Below are 17,626 nucleotides of genomic sequence, written 5' to 3'. Positions count from 1 at the left end.
TAACCCGGAACGTGCCGTGGGGCGTAGAGTTAAATCCTATCGGAACTGAAGGGGCGGTATGCAGTGTCACTACTGCGACCGTGAGGCCGCATACGCCGCGGAGAAAGACCACATTAAGGTCGGCCTCTGCGAGCGACACTTCCGCAAGCGGGTCGAGGAACTCGCCGAATCCGAGGAACTCGCCGCCCTGAAGGAAAAACTCGATATTAACCGAACAAAGTGACGGCCACCCCACAGCAGTCCCTCCACTAACGTCAACCTACCGCCGCCGCGCCGACCCGCCTCGGTCGGCGGCGCGTCCGCTCACGCGAGCACTTGGCCGCCGAACACGTACAGCGCCGCGAGCGCGCTCTCGAACACGACGGTCCCGAGCGCCGAGAGCGCGAGGAACCGCTTTACCGACATCCCGGACAGCCCCGCCGGCACGGTGAGCATCCCGCGGGTGAACAGCATCGCGTTGCTCAGCGGAACGACGACGGGACCCCAGCGGTCGAACCAGCCGTCGAACCGGTCGAGGGAGTCTTCGCTGACGCGGAACCACGGCCGCGACAGGAGATACTCGCGGCCGCCCCGCTTGGCGACGAGAAACAGTCCGACCTGACCGACGGTCGCGCCGAGCACGGCGACGGCGAGAATCGGAAGCAGCAGTCGCTCGCCGACCAGCACCAGCGCACCGGGGACGAGGAGTTCGCTCGGCGCGACGTAGAGGAGCATCGCGCCCTCCAGCACGAACACGAAAAAGAGGGCGACGAGGGCGAGGTCGGACGCGAGGAGTTCGCGGAGGAAGTCGGGGAGTTGGGCGGTGAAGGCGCTCATGTCGTATGCGTGTTTCGAGCGGAATCATGTTCATTATGGTTTGGATAACGCGGCGCGAACCGACGGGAGCGACGGCATTTTGCCGCCGCCGACCGAACCCGGCGTATGAAGCTCACCGACCGCCCCCGCAGGCTTCGAACCGACGGGATTCGGCCGCTCGTCTCGGAGACGACCCTCGACGCGACCGACCTCGTCGCGCCCGTCTTCGTGGACGCGACGACCGACGAGCGCGTCCCCATCGAGTCAATGCCGGGCCACGAGCGCGTGCCGGTGTCCGAGGCGGCCGACCGCGTCGCCGAGGTGCGCGAGGCCGGCGTCGAAGCCGTCATCGTCTTCGGCATCCCCGAGTCGAAAGACCCCGAGGGGTCTCGCGCGTACGCGCGAAACGGGGTCGTACAGGAGGCCGTCAGCGCCATCACCGCCGAGACGGACGCCTACGTCATCACCGACGTCTGTCTCTGCGAGTACACCGACCACGGCCACTGCGGCGTGCTGGAGGACCACGCCGAGGACGACCCGACGCTGACGGTCGAAAACGGGCCGACGCTGGACCTGCTCGCGGAGACGGCCGTCTCCCACGCCGAGGCGGGCGCGGACATGGTCGCCCCCTCGGCCTCGATGGACGGGATGGTCGGCGCGATTCGCACGGCGCTCGACGACGCCGGCCACGACGAGATACCAATCATGTCCTACGCCGCGAAGTACGAGAGCGCCTTCTACGGACCCTTCCGCGACGCGGCCGACGGCGCGCCGGCGTTCGGTGACCGACGGCACTACCAGATGGACCCCGCGAACGCCCGGGAGGCGCTGCGCGAGGTCGCCCTCGACGTCGAACAGGGCGCGGACGTGCTGATGGTCAAGCCGGGCCTGCCGTATCTCGACATCGTCCGCGCCATCCGCGAGGGCTACGACCACCCGGTCGCCGCCTACAACGTCTCCGGCGAGTACACGATGCTCCACGCCGCCGCCGAGAAGGGCTGGCTCGACCTCGACGCGGTCGCCCGCGAGTCGCTCCTGTCGATGAAGCGGGCGGGCGCGGACCTCATCATCACGTACTTCGCGGAGCACGTCGCGCGGCAACTCGACTGAGACGAGCGGCGAATCGACCGCTCACGACCGACCGGTTCGAGACGCGCACCACGGGACACGATACCGCGGCGCGCACGGCCAAAACACACTTGTCAGGCAACATTTTCCTGAACGTTCGTCCAGAGAACGCCCGAGAATCTCAAAACCCTTGGACGATATACAACCTTATATGCGTAATATTCTAGCCCATTTTGTGCAGTTGTGGTATTACGCCCCAGTAAATTTGACAAAACCAACCCCACACTTTATGTACTAACTCACCATGAAGCCGAACCGTGATGAAGCACCAGAATCCACACGGATACGGAGCAAAAGTAACTGAACGGTCACCGGAGACCGCATGGGGTGGGCAGTCGTGATACCGCTCCAAGTCGACCCGAGCGTTATCGCGCAGGGGGTCAACTACGTCTGGATCCTCGTCGTCTCGTTCCTCATCTTCTTCATGCAGCCGGGCTTCGCGCTCTTAGAGGCAGGGCAGGTACGCGCGAAGAACGTGGGCAACGTGCTGATGAAGAACATGACCGACTGGGCGCTCGGCGTGCTCGTCTACTTCCTCGTCGGCGCGGGGGTCGCGACAATCGTCGGCGGCCTCACGTCGCCCGGCGGCTTCGACGTCGCCGCCGCGTTCTCGTACATCGGAGACTCCGGCGCGTGGATTGACTGGCTGTTCGGGGCCGTCTTCGCCATGACCGCCGCCACCATCGTCTCCGGCGCGGTCGCAGAGCGCATGGACTTCCGCGCGTACATCGTCTTCGCGGCGACCATCACGGGGTTCATCTACCCCGTCGTGCAGGGCCTGACGTGGTCCGGTGGTCTCCTCTCGAGTGGCGGCTACATCGGTGCCGCGCTCGGCGTCGGCTACCTCGACTTCGCCGGTGCGACCGTCGTCCACATGTGCGGCGGCGTCGCCGGCCTCGTCGGCGCGAAGATGGTCGGCCCGCGTAAGGGCCGCTTCGACTCGAACGGCAACAGCCAGCCCATCCCGGGCCACTCGATGCTGCTCGCCGTCCTCGGCACGCTCATCCTCGCGTTCGGCTGGTACGGCTTCAACGTCGGCACGCAGGCGACCGTCCTCGCGGCCACCGAAAGCGGCGGACTGGAGTTCATGGGTGCCGCGCTCGGTCGCGTCGCCCTCGTGACGACCCTCGGCATGGGCGCCGGCGCGGTCGCCGCGATGATCGTCTCGACGAGCTACCAGGGCAAGCCCGACCCCCTCTGGATGGCGAACGGCCTGCTCGCCGGGCTCGTCGCAGTCACCGGCGCTGTCCCCCACGTCACGTGGTGGGGCGGCCTCATCCTCGGCGCGCTCGGCGGCGCAATCGTCCTGCCGGCGTACCGCTGGACCGTCGACTCGCTCAAAATCGACGACGTGTGTGGCGTCTTCGCCGTCCACGGCGTCGCGGGCGCGGTCGGCACGGCGCTCATCCCGGTCTTCGCGGTGAGCGGCTTCTCCGGCACCCAGCTCGTGATGCAGGTCGTCGGCGTGGTCGTCATCGCCGCGTGGACCATCATCGCCTCGGCCGTCGTCTTCGCCATCGCGGACGCCGTCTTCGGCCTCCGCGTCTCGGAAGAAGAGGAAGAAGAGGGCCTCGACGCCGGCGAACACGGCGTCTCGGTCTACCCCGAATTCGTCGGCGACGCCGGTCCCGACGGCGCGCTCGGCTCGCCCACGGCGACCGACGGCGGCAGCGACGTCCGCACCGACGGTGGCGTCGAGCAAGACGAGACCGTCGAAGCCAACGGAGGTGACAGCCAATGAGCGACGGAGAACAGGGCATCAAGATGGTGATGGCCATCATCCGCCCCGACAAGCTCTCGGACGTGAAGACCGCGCTCGCAGAGGTCGGCGCGCCGTCGCTCACCGTCACCAACGTCTCCGGCCGCGGCTCCCAGCCCGCGAAGAAGGGGCAGTGGCGCGGCGAGGAGTACACCGTCGACCTCCACCAGAAGGTCAAAGTCGAGTGCGTCGTCGCCGACATCCCCGCCGACGACGTGGTCGACGCCATCGCCGACGCCGCCCAGACCGGCGAGAAAGGCGACGGCAAGATATTCGTGCTCCCCGTCGAGAGCGCGGTGCAGGTCCGTACCGGCAAGGAGGGCGAGACGGCGGTCTGAGCGCGCAACTGCGACCGAAGCCGACTGGAAGTCTCCTTTCGCCGCTCTCGTCGTGGTCCGCGCGAGTGCGCACCTGACCGGGGTTCGACGAACGCCCCACGTCGTTCTGTTTACTTTTCCGACACTACGTTCGTAGGGTTGTGTGGCAACATTTGTTCACTGAGTGCCAACCTTACGACCTTATACAAGACATATTTCATCTTATATCGGACATACGTCTCTAAGAACACCATTTTGTAGACGTTTGTCAACGCGAACCGTTATATGAACGTCTTGAGATAGCATCTCTCATGGTTCGCGAGACATTCGGTCGCGAATCGAGCACCAATATGAACGACTGTCCAACTTCCCAGCTCGAACCGCTCGCCGGAGGCATCGTATGTTGACACCCTTGCAGACCGACCTCGCCTCGGTCGTCGAGGGCGTGAACCTCGTGTGGGTCCTCACGGTCACGTTCCTCATCTTCTTCATGCACGCCGGCTTCGCCATGCTCGAAGCCGGGCAGGTCCGCGCGAAGAACGTCGCCAACCAACTGACCAAGAACCTGCTGACGTGGAGTATCGGCGTCATCGTGTTCTTCCTGCTCGGCGCGGCCGTGTCGTCCATCGTCGCCGCCCTCACCAGCGGCTCCGCGCTGGACATCACCGGGGCGTTCATGAGCCTCTACGCGCCCGACGCCTCGGCGACGACGGCGTGGGTCGACTGGCTGTTCGGGGCCGTCTTCGCCATGACCGCCGCCACCATCGTCTCCGGTGCCGTGGCGGGTCGCGCCCGGCTCCGCGCGTACCTCACGTACACCATCCTCATCGCGGGCGTCATCTACCCCGTCGTGGTCGGCTTCACGTGGGGCGGCGGCTTCCTCGACGCCCTCGGCTTCCACGACTTCGCCGGCGGCATGATCGTCCACGGCATGGGCGGCATCGCCGGCCTCACCGCGGCGTGGATTATCGGCCCGCGCATGGACCGCTTCAAGCCCGACGGCACCGCGAACGTCATTCCCGGTCACTCCATCACGTTCGCCGTCCTCGGTACGCTCATCCTCGCGTTCGGCTGGTACGGCTTCAACGTCGGCACCGCCGCCGCGCCGCTCGCGTACGCTGACGGCGCGGTCACGCTCGGCTCGTTCGCCTACGTCGGCCGGGTCGCCCTCGTGACGACCCTCGGCATGGCCGCGGGCGCAATCGGCGCTGGCGGCGTCGCCATGTACAAGACCGGCAAGGTCGACACGCTCTACGTCGCCAACGGCGTCCTCGCCGGCCTGGTCGGCATCACCGCCATCGCCGACGACATCGTCTGGCCGGGCGCGCTGGTCGTCGGCCTCCTCGCCGGCGCGCAGCTCCCGGTCGTCTTCGAGTTCGTCGAAAAGCGCCTCCGCATCGACGACGTGTGCGCGGTCTTCCCCGTCCACGGCTCCGCGGGCGTCCTCGGGGCGCTGCTCTACCCCGTGTTCGCCGTCCCGCTGTGGCACGACGGCGCGTCGTTCGTCTCGCTGGCCGTCCCGCAGGTCATCGGCGTCGGCGTCATCGCCATCTGGACGTTCGTCGCCACCGCGGTCGTCTTCGGCGGCTTCCGCGCCCTCGGACAGGTCCGCGTCTCCTCGGACCACGAGCGCGAGGGCCTCGACACGGCCGAACACGGCGTCGACACCTACCCCGAGTTCGGCTCGCCCGACCACGACACCGGCATCCGCACCGACGGCTCCGGCGTCCCGAGCGGGGATGGATTCATGACGACGGGACGGGAGGACTAACCCATGAGTGATGCAGACGCTCCGAACGACGGCGAAATCAAGATGGTGATGGCGGTCATCCGCCCCGACAAGCTCTCGGACGTGAAGACCGCGCTGGCCGAAATCGGCGCGCCGTCGCTCACCGTCACCAACGTCTCCGGCCGCGGCTCCCAGCCCGCGAAAAAGAGTCAGTGGCGCGGCGAGGAGTACACCGTCGACCTCCACCAGAAGGTCAAAATCGAGTGCGTCGTCGCTGACATTCCGGCCGACGACGTGGTCGACGCCATCGCCGACGCCGCCCAGACCGGCGAGAAAGGCGACGGGAAGGTGTTCACCCTCCCCGTCGAGAGCGCGGTGCAGGTCCGCACCGGCAAGACCGGCCGCGACGCGGTCTGAACGCCGCCGACCGCTGTTTTCGTTCGGTTCGGTCGCGCCGAGCCGTCCCCGGCGTCGTCAGCCTGACGGGCGACGGGGTTATACGCGCTCGGCCGAACGTACCGGTGGCCCCCCACGGGGCGAGAGCCGAACCCACGCGAAACCGTTTTTCCCCTCCGCACCGAGCGTCGTGACGATGAGCGGTGGCTCCACGTGGTGACTGTCGCTGTCCTCGGCGGACTCGCCGTCGCGCTGTTCGGGATGGCCGCCGTCGGCCTGCTCGCCGACCGATATCTCGCCGAGCCCGACGACCTCCGCGCCGACCTCCTCGTCAGCGACGCGAACAAGTGGGCCGTCTTCGCCCTCCTGTGCGGCTACGTGCTCGTCGTCGAGGGGCGGCCGCTGTCCTCGATGACCGGCCGCTCGCTTGCCCCCCTCGCGTTCGTCGCGGTGGTCGGCGGCGGCGTCTTCGTCCTGTTCGCCGCGAACGCGGTGACGACGCCCGTCTTCGACCGACTCGGCGTGGGCGGCCTCGACGAGGGGATGTCCGGGTTGGGTTCGCTGTCGGTCAGACACCGACTGTTCGTGTCCGGGACCGCCGGGATTACGGAGGAAGTGCTGTTCCACGGCTACGCTATCGAGCGCCTGCTCGAACTCACCGGCAGTCCGCTCCTCGCGGGCGGCGTCTCGTTCGCCGCGTTCACCGCGAGCCACGCCGTCGGCTGGGAGCGCGGCGCGGTCGCCAGAATCGCCGTCCCCGCGCTCCTGACGACGATTATGTACCTCCTCGTGCGCGACGTGGTCGCGCTCGTCTGCATCCACGCGCTCAACGACGCGGTCGGACTGCTGTTGGCCGGGTCGGTCGAGGCTGGCGACGCCGACGGCGCTGACGCGGCCGCGGACGGAACGGCGCGGTAGGTCGCCGCCGCCGGAGCGAACCGATAGGTCGCCGCAGTCCCGCGACGCCGGCCGGGTGGGCGTCGCCCCGTCTACTGGTTCGCCGGCGGCAGGTGCGGCCGGCCCAGTAAGGTCTTTCCCGCGAGCGGCCGAACCGCCGCGCATGAACCACGACGAGTCAAGGGCGCTGTACGACCGCGCGCTGTCCGTGCTCGCGGGCGGCGTGAACTCCTCCGTCCGGGCGACCCAACCGTACCCGTTCTTCGTCGAGCGCGGCGACGGCGCGCACGTCATCGACGCCGACGGGAACCGCTACGTCGACTACGTGATGGGCTACGGGCCGCTGCTGTACGGCCACGACGCACCCGAACCCGTCCAGTCGGCGGTCCAGAAGCACGCCGCCGCGGGGCCGATGTACGGCGCGCCGACCGAAATCGAGGTCGAACACGCCGAGTTCGTCGCGCGGCACGTCCCCTCCGTCGAGATGCTCCGATTCGTCAACTCCGGCACGGAGGCGACCGTCTCGGCGGTCCGCCTCGCCCGCGGCGTCACCGGCCGCGACAAAATCGTCGTCATGCAGGGCGGCTACCACGGCGCACAGGAGTCCACCCTCGTCGAGGGCGGCCCCGACGGCGCGAAGCCCTCGACGCCCGGCATCCCCTCGTCGTTCGCTGACCACACCATCCCCGTCCCGTTCAACGACGAGGAGACCGTCCGCGAGGTGTTCGCGGAACACGGCGAGGACATCGCTGCGGTGCTGACCGAGCCGATTCTGGCGAACACGGGCATCGTCCACCCGGTCGACGGCTACCTCGAAGCCCTCCGCGACGTGACCGAGGCACACGGCGCGCTCCTCATCTTCGACGAGGTCATCACCGGCTTCCGCGTCGGCGGCCTCCAGTGCGCGCAGGGCAAGTTCGGCGTCACGCCCGACCTCACGACGTTCGGGAAGATTATCGGCGGCGGCTTCCCCGTCGGCGCGGTCGGCGGGAAGGCCGAACTCGTCGAGCAGTTCACCCCCGGCGGCGACGTGTTCCAGTCGGGCACGTTCTCGGGCCACCCGGTCACGATGGCCGCGGGCCACGAGTACCTGAAGTACGCCGCCGAAAACGACGTGTACGGGCACGTCGACCGCCTCGGCGAGAAGCTTCGGGCGGGTATCACGGACATCCTCGAAGACCAAGCACCCGAGTACACCGTCGTCGGCACGGACTCGATGTTCAAGACGGTGTTCACGCGCCACGGCGCGACCGAGCGCGCCGACGCCTGCGCCGACGGCTGTTCGCAGGTCGAGTCGTGTCCCAACTACGACGCCTGTCCGAAGACCGGCGCGGACGTGTCGAACGCCGAGACCGACCGCTGGGAGCGCGTCTTCTGGCAGGAGATGAAAGACCGGGGCGTGTTCCTCACGGCGAACCAGTTCGAATCGCAGTTCGTCTCCTACGCCCACACCGACGAGGACATCGAGAAGACGCTGGAAGCGTACAAAGCGGCGCTATAACCAGAATCGACGATTCGCCGGTCGCGCGCTTTTTCACGACTCCGACCCGCTCGCCCGAGAGAGCCCGAAGTACACCGGCAGTCCGAAGACGGCGGCCAGTCCGGCGGTGAGGAACAGCGGGGCGATGCCGGTCGGGTCCGGCGCGAAGATGAAGCCGAGCGGGAGCGCGACGACGAACGCGACGCCGAAGGTGAGGGCGAGACGGGCGGACCTGTTCACGTCGGCGTCGTCGCCGCGGAGGCCGATAACTGTTCGGCACTTCGACACGGCTGCGAGGCGGCCGAGGCGAGCGAGGACCGTCCGCCGCGACTTCGACCCGGCCCGGCCCGGGCCGAACGCGCCTCACTCGACCCGCAGTCGCGCCTCGGCCGCCCGCCACAGCGGCGGGTAGGTCAGGGCGACGCCGACGCCGAGCGCGGCCGCCCACGAGACGAGGATGCCGACCGGGTCTCCTTGGAGTTCGAGGAAGACCAACAGCGGAATCCAGACGGCGGTCACGACGAGACCGACGCCCCAGACGCGGGCGACGAGTCGGAGGCGGAGGGGGCGCGCGAGGAGGAGCGCGAGCGCGACGAGCGCGGCCGCGACGAGGCCGGCGAACCACGGCGGTTCGACGCCGACCGACGAGAGAAACAGGTCGAGGGGCGCGACGACCGAGGTCAGGCCGAACAGGAGGAGGGCGACGACCACGAAGTCACCGACCTGCCGGACGGCCGAATCGAGGGCGGGCATCGTCCGGGTCGTCGCGCGGGGACCGTATCGGTCTTCCGTTCGGATTCGACCCGGCGCGCGGGAGCGAACTGGTGGGCTTTTCAACGCGGGGGCCGGACTGACGCGTATGACTACAACACTTCGCTTGGCGACGCGAGGGTCGGCGCTCGCTCGCGCGCAGGCCGCGAGCGTGCAGGGGGCGCTCGCGGGCCGCCGACTCGACGTCGAACTCGTCGAAGTCGAGACCACGGGCGACCGGATTCAGGACGAACTCATCCACCGACTGGGCAAGACCGGCGCGTTCGTCCGCGCGCTCGACGAGCGCGTCCTCGACGGCGAGGTCGACGCCGCGGTCCACTCGATGAAGGACATGCCGACCGAGAAGCCCGCCGACCTCGTCGTCGCCGGCGTGCCCGAGCGCGCGCCCGCTGGCGACGTGCTCGTGACGGCCGAGGGCCACGACATCGACGACCTGCCCGAGGGAGCCGTCGTCGGCACGTCGTCGCTCCGCCGACAGGCCCAACTGCTGAACTACCGCGAGGACCTCGAAGTCGAGCCGCTCCGGGGCAACGTCGACACCCGCATCGAGAAACTGCTGGCGACGCACCTCCAGCGCGAACACGAGGCCCGCGTCGAAAACGACAAAGAGCGACAGGGCAAGAAGGGCAAGACCGACCACGACGAGGCGTTCGACGAGACCGCCGACGAGTGGTTCGAGGGGCTCACCGAACTCGAACGGCAGGCGCTCGGCCGGCAGGTCGAAACCGAGTACGACGCCATCGTCCTCGCGGAGGCCGGGCTCAAGCGCAGCGGGCTCACCGAGAAGGTGAACTACGAGCGCCTGCCGCGGACGACGTTCGTCCCCGCACCCGGACAGGGGGCCATCGCCGTGACCGCCGCGGACTCGGAGGTCATCGAACTCATCCGCGACAAACTCGACCACCCGCGGACCCGCGTCGAGACGACCGTCGAGCGGACCATCCTCGCGGAACTCGGCGGCGGCTGTATCGCCCCCGTCGGCGTCCACGCCCTCCTGCAGGGCGAACACGTCCACGTCGACGTGCAGGTGCTTTCGACCGACGGCTCGGAGTCCATCAAGACCTCTCGCGACCTCCCCGTCGGCAACCACGCCAACGCCGCCCGCGAGTTCGCGGCGGCCCTGCGCGACCGCGGTGCGGGTCAGTTAGTCGACGCCGCCCGCGAGGAGGCCGAGGAGTGAGATGACGGGCGACGACCAGCGCGCGGGAGCCGACGAACACTCGAACGACGACGCGACCGACGGCGACGGCGTCGGCACGGTCCACCTCGTCGGCAGCGGCCCGGGCGACCCGGAACTGCTGACGATGAAGGCCGCCCGCCTCATCGACGAGGCGGACGTGGTGCTCCACGACAAGCTCCCCGGCCCGGAGATTCTCGAGATGATTCCGGTCGAGAAGCGCGAGGACGTGGGCAAGCGCGCCGGCGGCGAGTGGACCCCGCAGGAGTACACGAACAACCGACTGGTCGAACTCGCCCGCGAGGGCAAGGACGTGGTCCGCCTGAAGGGCGGCGACCCGTTCGTGTTCGGCCGCGGCGGCGAGGAGATGGAACACCTCGCAGACAACGGGATTCCCTTCGAGGTCGTGCCGGGCATCACCTCGGCGGTCGCCGGGGCCGGTGCCGCGGGCATCCCCGTCACCCACCGCGACCACGTGTCGTCGGTGTCGTTCGTCACCGGCCACGAGGACCCGACGAAAGACGAGTCCGCGGTCGACTGGGACGCGCTCGCCGCGACCGGCGGGACGCTCGTCGTCCTCATGGGCGTCGGCAAGCTCCCGCTCTACACCGCCGAACTCCGCGAAGCGGGGCTGGCCGGCGACACGCCGGTCGCCCTCATCGAGCGGGCGACGTGGCCCGATATGCGCGTCGCCACCGGCACGCTCGACACCATCGTCGACGTGCGCGATGAGACCGACATCGAGCCGCCCGCGATTACCGTCATCGGCGAGGTCGCGGCGACCCGCGACCGCGTGAAGGGGTTCCTGCAAGGCGGCGGCGCGGACGCCATCGAGGCGGGCGCGGACGCGAACCCGACCTCCGGAGGTGCGGGAGGGGACGAATGAGCCAGCAGGTCCGCGCGGCCGTCTTCCGCCCCGACGACGACCGCATCGAGCGCGCCGTCGAACTCCTCGACTCGCTCGGCGCGACCCCCGTCCCCGACCCGATGCTCGCAATCGAGCCGACCGGCGCGACGCCCGAACCCGGCGCGTTCGTCGTCCTGACGAGCAAGACCGGCGTCGAACTCCTCGACGAGGCCGGCTGGAACCCCGGCGACGCGGTGCTGTGCTGTATCGGCCCCGCGACCGCCGACGCCGCCCGCGACGCCGGCTGGACGGTCGACCGCGTCCCCGACGAGTACACCTCGGCCGGACTGGTCGACCACCTCGCGCCCGACGTGGACGGCGCGACGGTCGAAGTCGCCCGGAGCGACCACGGCAGTCCGGTTCTCACGGACGGCCTGCACGACGCGGGCGCGGACGTTCACGAGACGGTGCTCTACCGGCTCGTCCGCCCCGAGGGAGCCGGCGAGTCGGCCGAGCTGGCCGCCGCCGGCGACCTCGAAGCCGCCCTGTTTACCTCGTCGCTCACGGTCGAACACTTCCTCGACGCCGCCGCCGAGCGCGGTATCCGCGAGGAGGCCATCGCCGGCCTGAACGACGCCGTCGTCGGCGCAATCGGGCCGCCGACCCGCGACACCGCGGAATCCCACGGCATCGACGTGACGGTCGTCCCCGACGAGGCGACGTTCGAAGCGCTCGCGGTCGCCGCGGTCGAGACCGCCGCGCCGACGTATCACGAGTGACGTGACGGGAAGCGAGACGAAAGACGAGACGAGAGATGACTCGGGAGACGGCTCGTGGCGCGCCGTCGGCTCGGTCGCCGGCTGGCAGACCGCCGCGAGCCTCTGTTACTACGCCATCTTCGCGGCGACCGGCTTCGTCCGCGACGCGTTTTCGGTCTCCGAGTCGCTGGTCGGACTGTTCCTGACCGCCGGCCTGCTCGGTTACACGGTGTTTCTCTTTCCGAGCGGCGCGGCCGTCGACGGCTACGGCGAAAAGCCCGTGATGGTCGTCGGCCTGCTGGCGCTGTCGGTCGCGCTCGTCGGCGTCACGTTCGCGCCGCCGTCGTATCTCCTGTTGTTGGTGACGGTGGCGCTCCTCGGGGCGGCCTACTCGACCGCGATGCCGGCGTCGAACCGCGGCATCGTCGCGGCCGCGCCCGCCGGGAGCAAGAACCTCGCGATGGGGCTGAAGCAGGTCGGCGTCACCGTCGGCAGCGGGGCGTCGTCGCTCGTCGTCACCGGCGTCGCCGTCGTCGCGGCGTGGCAGGTCGGCTTCTGGGCCATCGCCGTCTTCGCCGCCGGCTACGCGCTCGTCTTCGCGACGCGCTACCGCGGAAACCCGGGAACCGGCCGGCTCGAACGCCCCCGGCTCGCCGGCCTCGGCGGCAACCGCGCCTACGTCGCGCTCGTCGCCGCCGGACTGTTCATCGGCGCGTCCATCTTCTCGATGCTCGGCTACACCGTCCTCTACGTGCAGGACGTGGTCGGAACCGGTCCCGCGCTCGCCGGGGGCGTCCTCGCGGCGACGCAGGTGACCGGAAGCGTCGGCCGCATCGGCGCGGGAAGCCTCGCGGACCGCCTCGGCGGGCCCCGCGGCGCGGCCACCGTCGCGCTCGTCCAACTGGCCGGCGCGGTCGCGCTCTTTTCGCTCCTCGTCGGAACCGGCGGCTCGTTCGCGCCCACCATCGCCGTCTTCGTCGCGCTCGGGCTCACCATCCACGGCTCGACCGGCGTCTTCTACTCCTGTCTGAGCGGCGTCGTCGACGACGGCGATATCGGCGCGGCGACCGCCGGCGGCCAGACCGCGCTCAACGTCGGCGGCCTCGTCGCCCCGCCGCTTTTCGGCTTCGTCGTGGAATCGACGGGCTACGGGGCCGGCTGGGCGCTCGTCGCCGGTTCGACGGTGCTGGCGACCGTCCTCCTGTTCGTCGTCAGGCGGCGAATCTGACCGGCGGTCGCCGTCGACCAGTGCCTCGCTCCGCAGGCGAGCCTTCTTATACCGAACCGCGGCAACCACGACACATGTTCGCCGTCGAACTGGAGTGGAAACGAAGGGGTCGCGTGGCCGGACTACTAGCGTTTATGCCGGAGAGGGCGTGAGTACCACACCAATGGACGGACCCGTCCCCGAACTCACAGAGCACGCGGCGGCCTGCGCGGCCCGCCTCCGCGACGCCGACCGGGTGCTCCTCGCCTCGCACATCGACGCCGACGGGTTGACGAGCGCCGGCATCGCCTCGACCGCGCTCGAACGCGCCGACATCCCCTTCGAGACGGTGTTCTGCCGCCAACTCGACGAAGCCGCCGTGGCCGACATCGCGGCGACCGACTACGACACCGTGCTGTTCACGGACTTCGGCAGCGGCCAACTCGACATCATCGCCGACCACGAGGCGGCGGGCGACTTCCACCCCGTCATCGCCGACCACCACCAGCCCGCCGAGGGCGTCGAGACCGACCACCACCTCAACCCGCTCCGGTTCGGTCTCAACGGCGCGAGCGAACTCTCCGGCGCGGGCGCGAGCTACGTCCTCGCGCGGGCGCTCGAACCCGACGCCGGCGACAACCGCGACCTCGCCGCCCTCGCCGTCGTCGGCGCGGTCGGGGACATGCAGGACACGAACGGCGAACTCCGCGGGGCCAACGCGGGCATCGTCGACGAGGGCGTCGAAGTCGGCGTCGTCGAGGAGGGCACCGACCTCCGCATCTACGGCCGCCAGACCCGCGCGCTCCCGAAACTGCTCCAGTACGCGACGGACGTACGCATCCCCGGCATCTCGAACAACGAGGCCGGAGCCATCGAGTTCCTGACCGAACTCGACGTGCCCTGCCGCGATGACGACGGCGAGTGGAAGCGATGGGTCGACCTCACCGGCGACGAGCGCCAGACGCTCGCCAGCGCCCTAATGCGCCGCGCCATCGCCAGCGGCGTGCCCGCCTCCCGCATCGACGACCTCGTGGGGACGACCTACGTGCTCTCTCGGGAGCGGGAGGGGACCGAACTCCGCGACGTGAGCGAGTTCTCGACGCTCCTGAACGCGACCGCGCGCTACGACCGCGCCGACGTGGGCCTCGCGGTCTGTCTCGGCGAGCGCGACGCGGCGCTCGACCGGGCGCGCAGGCTCCTGCGAAACCACCGCAAGAACCTCTCGAACGGCCTTCAGTGGGTGAAGGAACACGGCGTCCGCGTCGAGGACAACCTCCAGTGGTTCGACGCGGGCGACGAGATACGCGAGACCATCGTCGGCATCGTCGCCGGGATGGCCGTCGGCACCGACGCGACCCGAAGCGGGATTCCCGTCCTCGCGTTCGCCGAGAAAGAAGACGGCGAAGTGAAGGTCTCCTCGCGCGGGTCGTACGTGATGGTCAGAGACGGGCTCGACCTCTCGGCGGTCATGCGCGAGGCGTCCCGTGCAGTCGGCGGCGACGGCGGCGGCCACGACGTGGCCGCGGGCGCGACGATTCCGAAGGGCGAAGTCGAGGCGTTCATCGCCGAGGCAGACCGCATCGTCGGCGAGCAGTTGGCCGAGGACGCGGACTAATCGTCGACCGGGTTCTCCCCGAACCGCGCGGGCACCCAGTTTTGGCTGTCGATTGGCGGCCGCTCGTATCCGGTGTCGTCCTGTCGCGGCGGGAGTTCGATGGGGTCGGGCGTGAGGTCCTCGTAGTCGATTTGGTCCAGCAGGTGCGAGATACAGTTGAGCCGCGCGTGGCGCTTCACGTCGGCGTGGACGACGTGCCACGGGGCCTCGTCGATGTCGGTGTGTTCGAACATCCGGTCTTTCGCCTTCGAGTACTCAACCCACCGAGAGCGCGCTTCGAGGTCCATCGGACTCAGCTTCCACCGTCGCTTCGGGTCGTCTGTTCGTTTCTGGAACCGCCGTTCCTGCTCCTCGTCGCTGATGGAAAACCAGTACTTGACGAGGATAACGCCCGAGCGGACGAGCATCCGCTCGAACTCGGGGCAGGACCGCAGGAACTCCTCGTACTCCTCGTCGGTGCAGAAACCCATCACCCGCTCGACGCCCGCGCGGTTGTACCAACTCCGGTCGAAAAGCACCATCTCGCCCTCTGTCGGAAGCTGTTCGACGTACCGCTGGAAGTACCACTGGCCCTGTTCGCGCTCCGTGGGTTTGCCGAGCGCGACGACCCGCGCGACCCGCGGGTTGAGCCGGCGGGTGATGCGCTTGATGACGCCGCCTTTCCCCGCGGCGTCGCGCCCCTCGAAGACGACGCAGACCCGGAGGTCGCGTTCCTTTATCCAGTACTGGAGTTTCACCAGTTCCTCCTGAAGGCGGTGCAACTCCCGTTTGTACTGTTGCTTCTTCAGGACCCCCTCGTCGTCGTAGCGGGGCTCGTCGGCGGACATACGAGAACTGCGTGCGCTGTGACCAAATAGCAAGCGGGGGCGGGCGGCGCGCTCGACGCCGGCGACGACGAACGCCGCGGGCGACGAGCGGTCTGACCATCCGCCAGAACAACGGCCTGTGTGCCAGCGCGTCGATGAGAATGCGACGGTCGTACATCAGGGGGCGCGGACACCTCGGGAGAGCGCCTGTCGGAGTCGTGCGGCCCGCAATCGCGACAGATCGAGCTGCTCGACGAGTAGAACGTGATAAAGTACACTTCTGGAGGAATTTGACTCGTGTCTGAGAACATATTTACCCACCTATTTAGAGTTCGACAATCTATCGAGTATAAAATCGGTTGTCCTCAAACAACCCACTCCGGCTATGACTCCCTCGACTCGGCACAACCTCGGAGGATGGAAGTGTTGCGTGCCTTCTATTCAAGCACAACAACGGAGAAATAGGCGCAGTCTATCGGTTTTGACTTCATATCACTCAGAAATCCTTTCCACGCTTTCTCACCGTGACGAACTCGGAAATCACGAGACGAGGGCCTAATCAAACACAAACCATGTGAAAATAAGACACGCAACAGAACCCAAACTCCGAAACTCTGCGACTCGGATACGGAAGCAATTCGATATAGCGGAATGTGATTTATTATGGCCGAGGTGGGGGAAGAAACGGCCGAGTGTAGACCGCGTTCGCGTTCGCCCTCGGGGTCGAAGCCCGCGAAATCCTCATATCGGATGCTTGTGTATGTCATGGCACCGGCACGCATGCCGGAGTGGGGTGAACGATGGCGACTGCCAACTCGAACGAGGCCGAATACGACTACCCGGTCGGCTACGAACCGGAGGTACAAACAGAGACGGTCGAACTGGACCGTCGAACCGTCGAGCGACTCGACGCGCTGCGCGAGGACGACGAGTCGTACGACGAACTGATAACCGAGCTCGCGTCCATCTTCGCGGCGAGCGAACTCTCCGCCGCGCGCGTGGACAGCCCGCTCATCGAGTGACGCCCCGCGTCGCTCGATTTTCCGTATTTGAGACGCGCTAAGAGAGGAATCGCCGTTCAGAGGACGAACAGTCGATAAATGCTACGTTGCTATACAGAATCCACAATTCCGACGAACTAACCGTCCGATTTTTTGCTCAGAGCGCGAAAGCTCCGAGTATGACCGAGTTCGACCCCGAGAAGTTCGAGGACAAGTACGCCAACTACTTCCCCGAACTCCAGCGCGCGTACAAGAACGCCTTCGAGACGATGAACGACGAGTTCGACTCGTCGCTCATCCACGGGGTCGACCAGCAGATTCTCAACGAGTCCGAGCCGTTCTACGATGACGGCGACTTCTCCGTGCAGCTCCCCGACGACCCCGCGGAGCGGCTGACGGCGGTCGAAATCGACGACGACGAGCTCGACGCCGTCCTCGACCGCTACGTCGACGAAATCGAAGGCGAGCTTCGGCGGGTCTTCGGCGTCGAGGCGTAACCCCGAACCAAAGGCCTAAGCACGTTCACCTCGAAGCCGCGTGCATGAGCACGGAGACGCAGGACGGCGAGGACGACCTCAAAGAGCGTGTCGTGAACTTCCTCCGTCGGAACTTCCCGCAGATCCAGATGCACGGCGGCAGCGCGGCCATCCGCGACCTCGACCGCGAGACCGGTGAGGTTACCGTTCTCCTCGGCGGCGCTTGCTCCGGGTGCGGCATCTCCCCGATGACCATCCAGGCCATCAAGACCCGCATGGTCAAGGAGATTCCCGAGATCAACGAGGTCCACGCCGACACCGGCATGGGCGGCGACGGCGGGATGGGCGGCGACAGCCGCGGCGGCAGTCCGTCGTTCCCCGGCGACACCAGCGACGACACGACCGATATCGAGGACGACCAGGGCCCGCAGGCCCCGTTCTAACTCGGCGGTTCGGACGTTTTCGTC

20 protein-coding genes are annotated in these 17,626 nt (G+C 68.0%); 16 read left to right on the top strand and 4 right to left on the bottom strand.

From position 1 onward, the window contains the following. Positions 1-58 precede the first annotated feature (58 nt). Positions 59-223 (top strand): DUF6757 family protein, encoded by a 165-nt coding sequence (locus tag E4P24_RS00790; RefSeq protein ID WP_004045157.1) that lies wholly within the window; start codon positions 59-61, stop codon positions 221-223. Between the two features lie 80 nt (positions 224-303). Here the strand turns inward: E4P24_RS00790 and E4P24_RS00785 are convergent, their stop codons facing one another. Next, entirely contained in the window at positions 304-816 is a 513-nt protein-coding gene (locus E4P24_RS00785) for a DedA family protein (protein WP_004065754.1), read from the bottom strand. A gap of 105 nt (positions 817-921) precedes the next feature. On the opposite strand from E4P24_RS00785, the gene hemB reads away from it, so the two are divergent. The 7 genes from hemB to E4P24_RS00755 all read left to right on the top strand — a co-directional run bounded on the left by hemB (position 922) and on the right by E4P24_RS00755 (position 8,522). Beyond that, the gene (gene hemB / locus E4P24_RS00780) at positions 922-1,905 is read left to right on the top strand and encodes a porphobilinogen synthase (protein ID WP_188147978.1); all 984 of its coding nucleotides are present in this window, start codon (positions 922-924) and stop codon (positions 1,903-1,905) included. A gap of 340 nt (positions 1,906-2,245) precedes the next feature. Continuing rightward, positions 2,246-3,664, top strand: coding sequence for an ammonium transporter (locus tag E4P24_RS00775; protein WP_115891721.1), 1,419 nt, complete (start codon positions 2,246-2,248; stop codon positions 3,662-3,664). After that, the gene (locus E4P24_RS00770; RefSeq protein WP_004045143.1) at positions 3,661-4,020 is read left to right on the top strand and encodes a P-II family nitrogen regulator; all 360 of its coding nucleotides are present in this window, start codon (positions 3,661-3,663) and stop codon (positions 4,018-4,020) included. The genes E4P24_RS00775 and E4P24_RS00770 overlap by 4 nt, the downstream gene beginning before the upstream one ends. A 379-nt stretch (positions 4,021-4,399) precedes the next feature. After that, positions 4,400-5,770: an ammonium transporter gene (locus E4P24_RS00765; protein ID WP_115802000.1), complete on the top strand. Its 1,371-nt coding sequence runs from the start codon at positions 4,400-4,402 to the stop codon at positions 5,768-5,770. A 3-nt stretch (positions 5,771-5,773) separates the two neighbouring features. Continuing rightward, positions 5,774-6,145, top strand: coding sequence for a P-II family nitrogen regulator (locus E4P24_RS18940; protein WP_004045139.1), 372 nt, complete (start codon positions 5,774-5,776; stop codon positions 6,143-6,145). A gap of 192 nt (positions 6,146-6,337) precedes the next feature. Beyond that, positions 6,338-7,042, top strand: coding sequence for a type II CAAX prenyl endopeptidase Rce1 family protein (locus E4P24_RS00760; protein WP_115860675.1), 705 nt, complete (start codon positions 6,338-6,340; stop codon positions 7,040-7,042). A gap of 142 nt (positions 7,043-7,184) precedes the next feature. After that, positions 7,185-8,522 (top strand): glutamate-1-semialdehyde 2,1-aminomutase, encoded by a 1,338-nt coding sequence (locus tag E4P24_RS00755; RefSeq protein WP_115801997.1) that lies wholly within the window; start codon positions 7,185-7,187, stop codon positions 8,520-8,522. Between the two features lie 33 nt (positions 8,523-8,555). Here E4P24_RS00755 and E4P24_RS00750 read toward each other — a convergent pair whose 3' ends face one another. Further along, a complete protein-coding gene (locus E4P24_RS00750) occupies positions 8,556-8,741 on the bottom strand; it encodes a hypothetical protein (protein ID WP_223173859.1) in 186 nt (61 codons plus the stop codon). Positions 8,742-8,864: 123 nt separating this feature from the next. Further along, positions 8,865-9,254, bottom strand: coding sequence for a hypothetical protein (locus tag E4P24_RS00745; protein ID WP_115801996.1), 390 nt, complete (start codon positions 9,252-9,254; stop codon positions 8,865-8,867). 124 nt (positions 9,255-9,378) lie between these two features. Between E4P24_RS00745 and hemC the strand changes: the two genes are divergently transcribed. The 5 genes from hemC (at position 9,379) to E4P24_RS00720 (ending at position 14,876) form a co-directional block, all read left to right on the top strand. Then, on the top strand, positions 9,379-10,452 hold the full coding sequence (hemC, locus tag E4P24_RS00740; protein ID WP_188148645.1) for a hydroxymethylbilane synthase: 1,074 nt from the start codon (positions 9,379-9,381) through the stop codon (positions 10,450-10,452). A gap of 1 nt (position 10,453) precedes the next feature. Continuing rightward, entirely contained in the window at positions 10,454-11,335 is an 882-nt protein-coding gene (gene cobA, locus E4P24_RS00735) for a uroporphyrinogen-III C-methyltransferase (protein ID WP_115801994.1), read from the top strand. Continuing rightward, positions 11,332-12,075 (top strand): uroporphyrinogen-III synthase, encoded by a 744-nt coding sequence (locus tag E4P24_RS00730; RefSeq protein WP_188147977.1) that lies wholly within the window; start codon positions 11,332-11,334, stop codon positions 12,073-12,075. Before cobA ends, E4P24_RS00730 begins: the two co-directional genes overlap by 4 nt. Position 12,076: 1 nt before the next feature. Then, positions 12,077-13,282, top strand: coding sequence for an MFS transporter (locus E4P24_RS00725; protein ID WP_188147976.1), 1,206 nt, complete (start codon positions 12,077-12,079; stop codon positions 13,280-13,282). Positions 13,283-13,445: 163 nt separating this feature from the next. After that, positions 13,446-14,876, top strand: a complete 1,431-nt coding sequence (locus E4P24_RS00720) for a DHH family phosphoesterase (protein ID WP_188147975.1) — start codon at positions 13,446-13,448, stop codon at positions 14,874-14,876. Here the strand turns inward: E4P24_RS00720 and ppk2 are convergent. Further along, positions 14,873-15,703: a polyphosphate kinase 2 gene (ppk2, locus tag E4P24_RS00715; RefSeq protein WP_188147974.1), complete on the bottom strand. Its 831-nt coding sequence runs from the start codon at positions 15,701-15,703 to the stop codon at positions 14,873-14,875. The genes E4P24_RS00720 and ppk2 overlap by 4 nt on opposite strands. A 779-nt stretch (positions 15,704-16,482) precedes the next feature. Between ppk2 and E4P24_RS00710 the strand changes: the two genes are divergently transcribed. The 3 genes from E4P24_RS00710 to E4P24_RS00700 all read left to right on the top strand — a co-directional run bounded on the left by E4P24_RS00710 (position 16,483) and on the right by E4P24_RS00700 (position 17,602). Then, on the top strand, positions 16,483-16,704 hold the full coding sequence (locus E4P24_RS00710) for a hypothetical protein (RefSeq protein WP_004065778.1): 222 nt from the start codon (positions 16,483-16,485) through the stop codon (positions 16,702-16,704). A 158-nt stretch (positions 16,705-16,862) separates the two neighbouring features. Then, positions 16,863-17,180 (top strand): DUF5783 family protein, encoded by a 318-nt coding sequence (locus tag E4P24_RS00705; protein ID WP_115801990.1) that lies wholly within the window; start codon positions 16,863-16,865, stop codon positions 17,178-17,180. 44 nt (positions 17,181-17,224) lie between these two features. Further along, positions 17,225-17,602: a NifU family protein gene (locus E4P24_RS00700; RefSeq protein WP_004045112.1), complete on the top strand. Its 378-nt coding sequence runs from the start codon at positions 17,225-17,227 to the stop codon at positions 17,600-17,602. Positions 17,603-17,626: the final 24 nt, after the last annotated feature.

Source organism: Haloferax sp. AS1, from assembly GCF_014530665.1.
Taxonomy (GTDB): domain Archaea; phylum Halobacteriota; class Halobacteria; order Halobacteriales; family Haloferacaceae; genus Haloferax; species Haloferax volcanii.
Note: the sequence above shows the minus strand (reverse complement) of the source record. Positions and strands in the feature narration are given on the sequence as shown.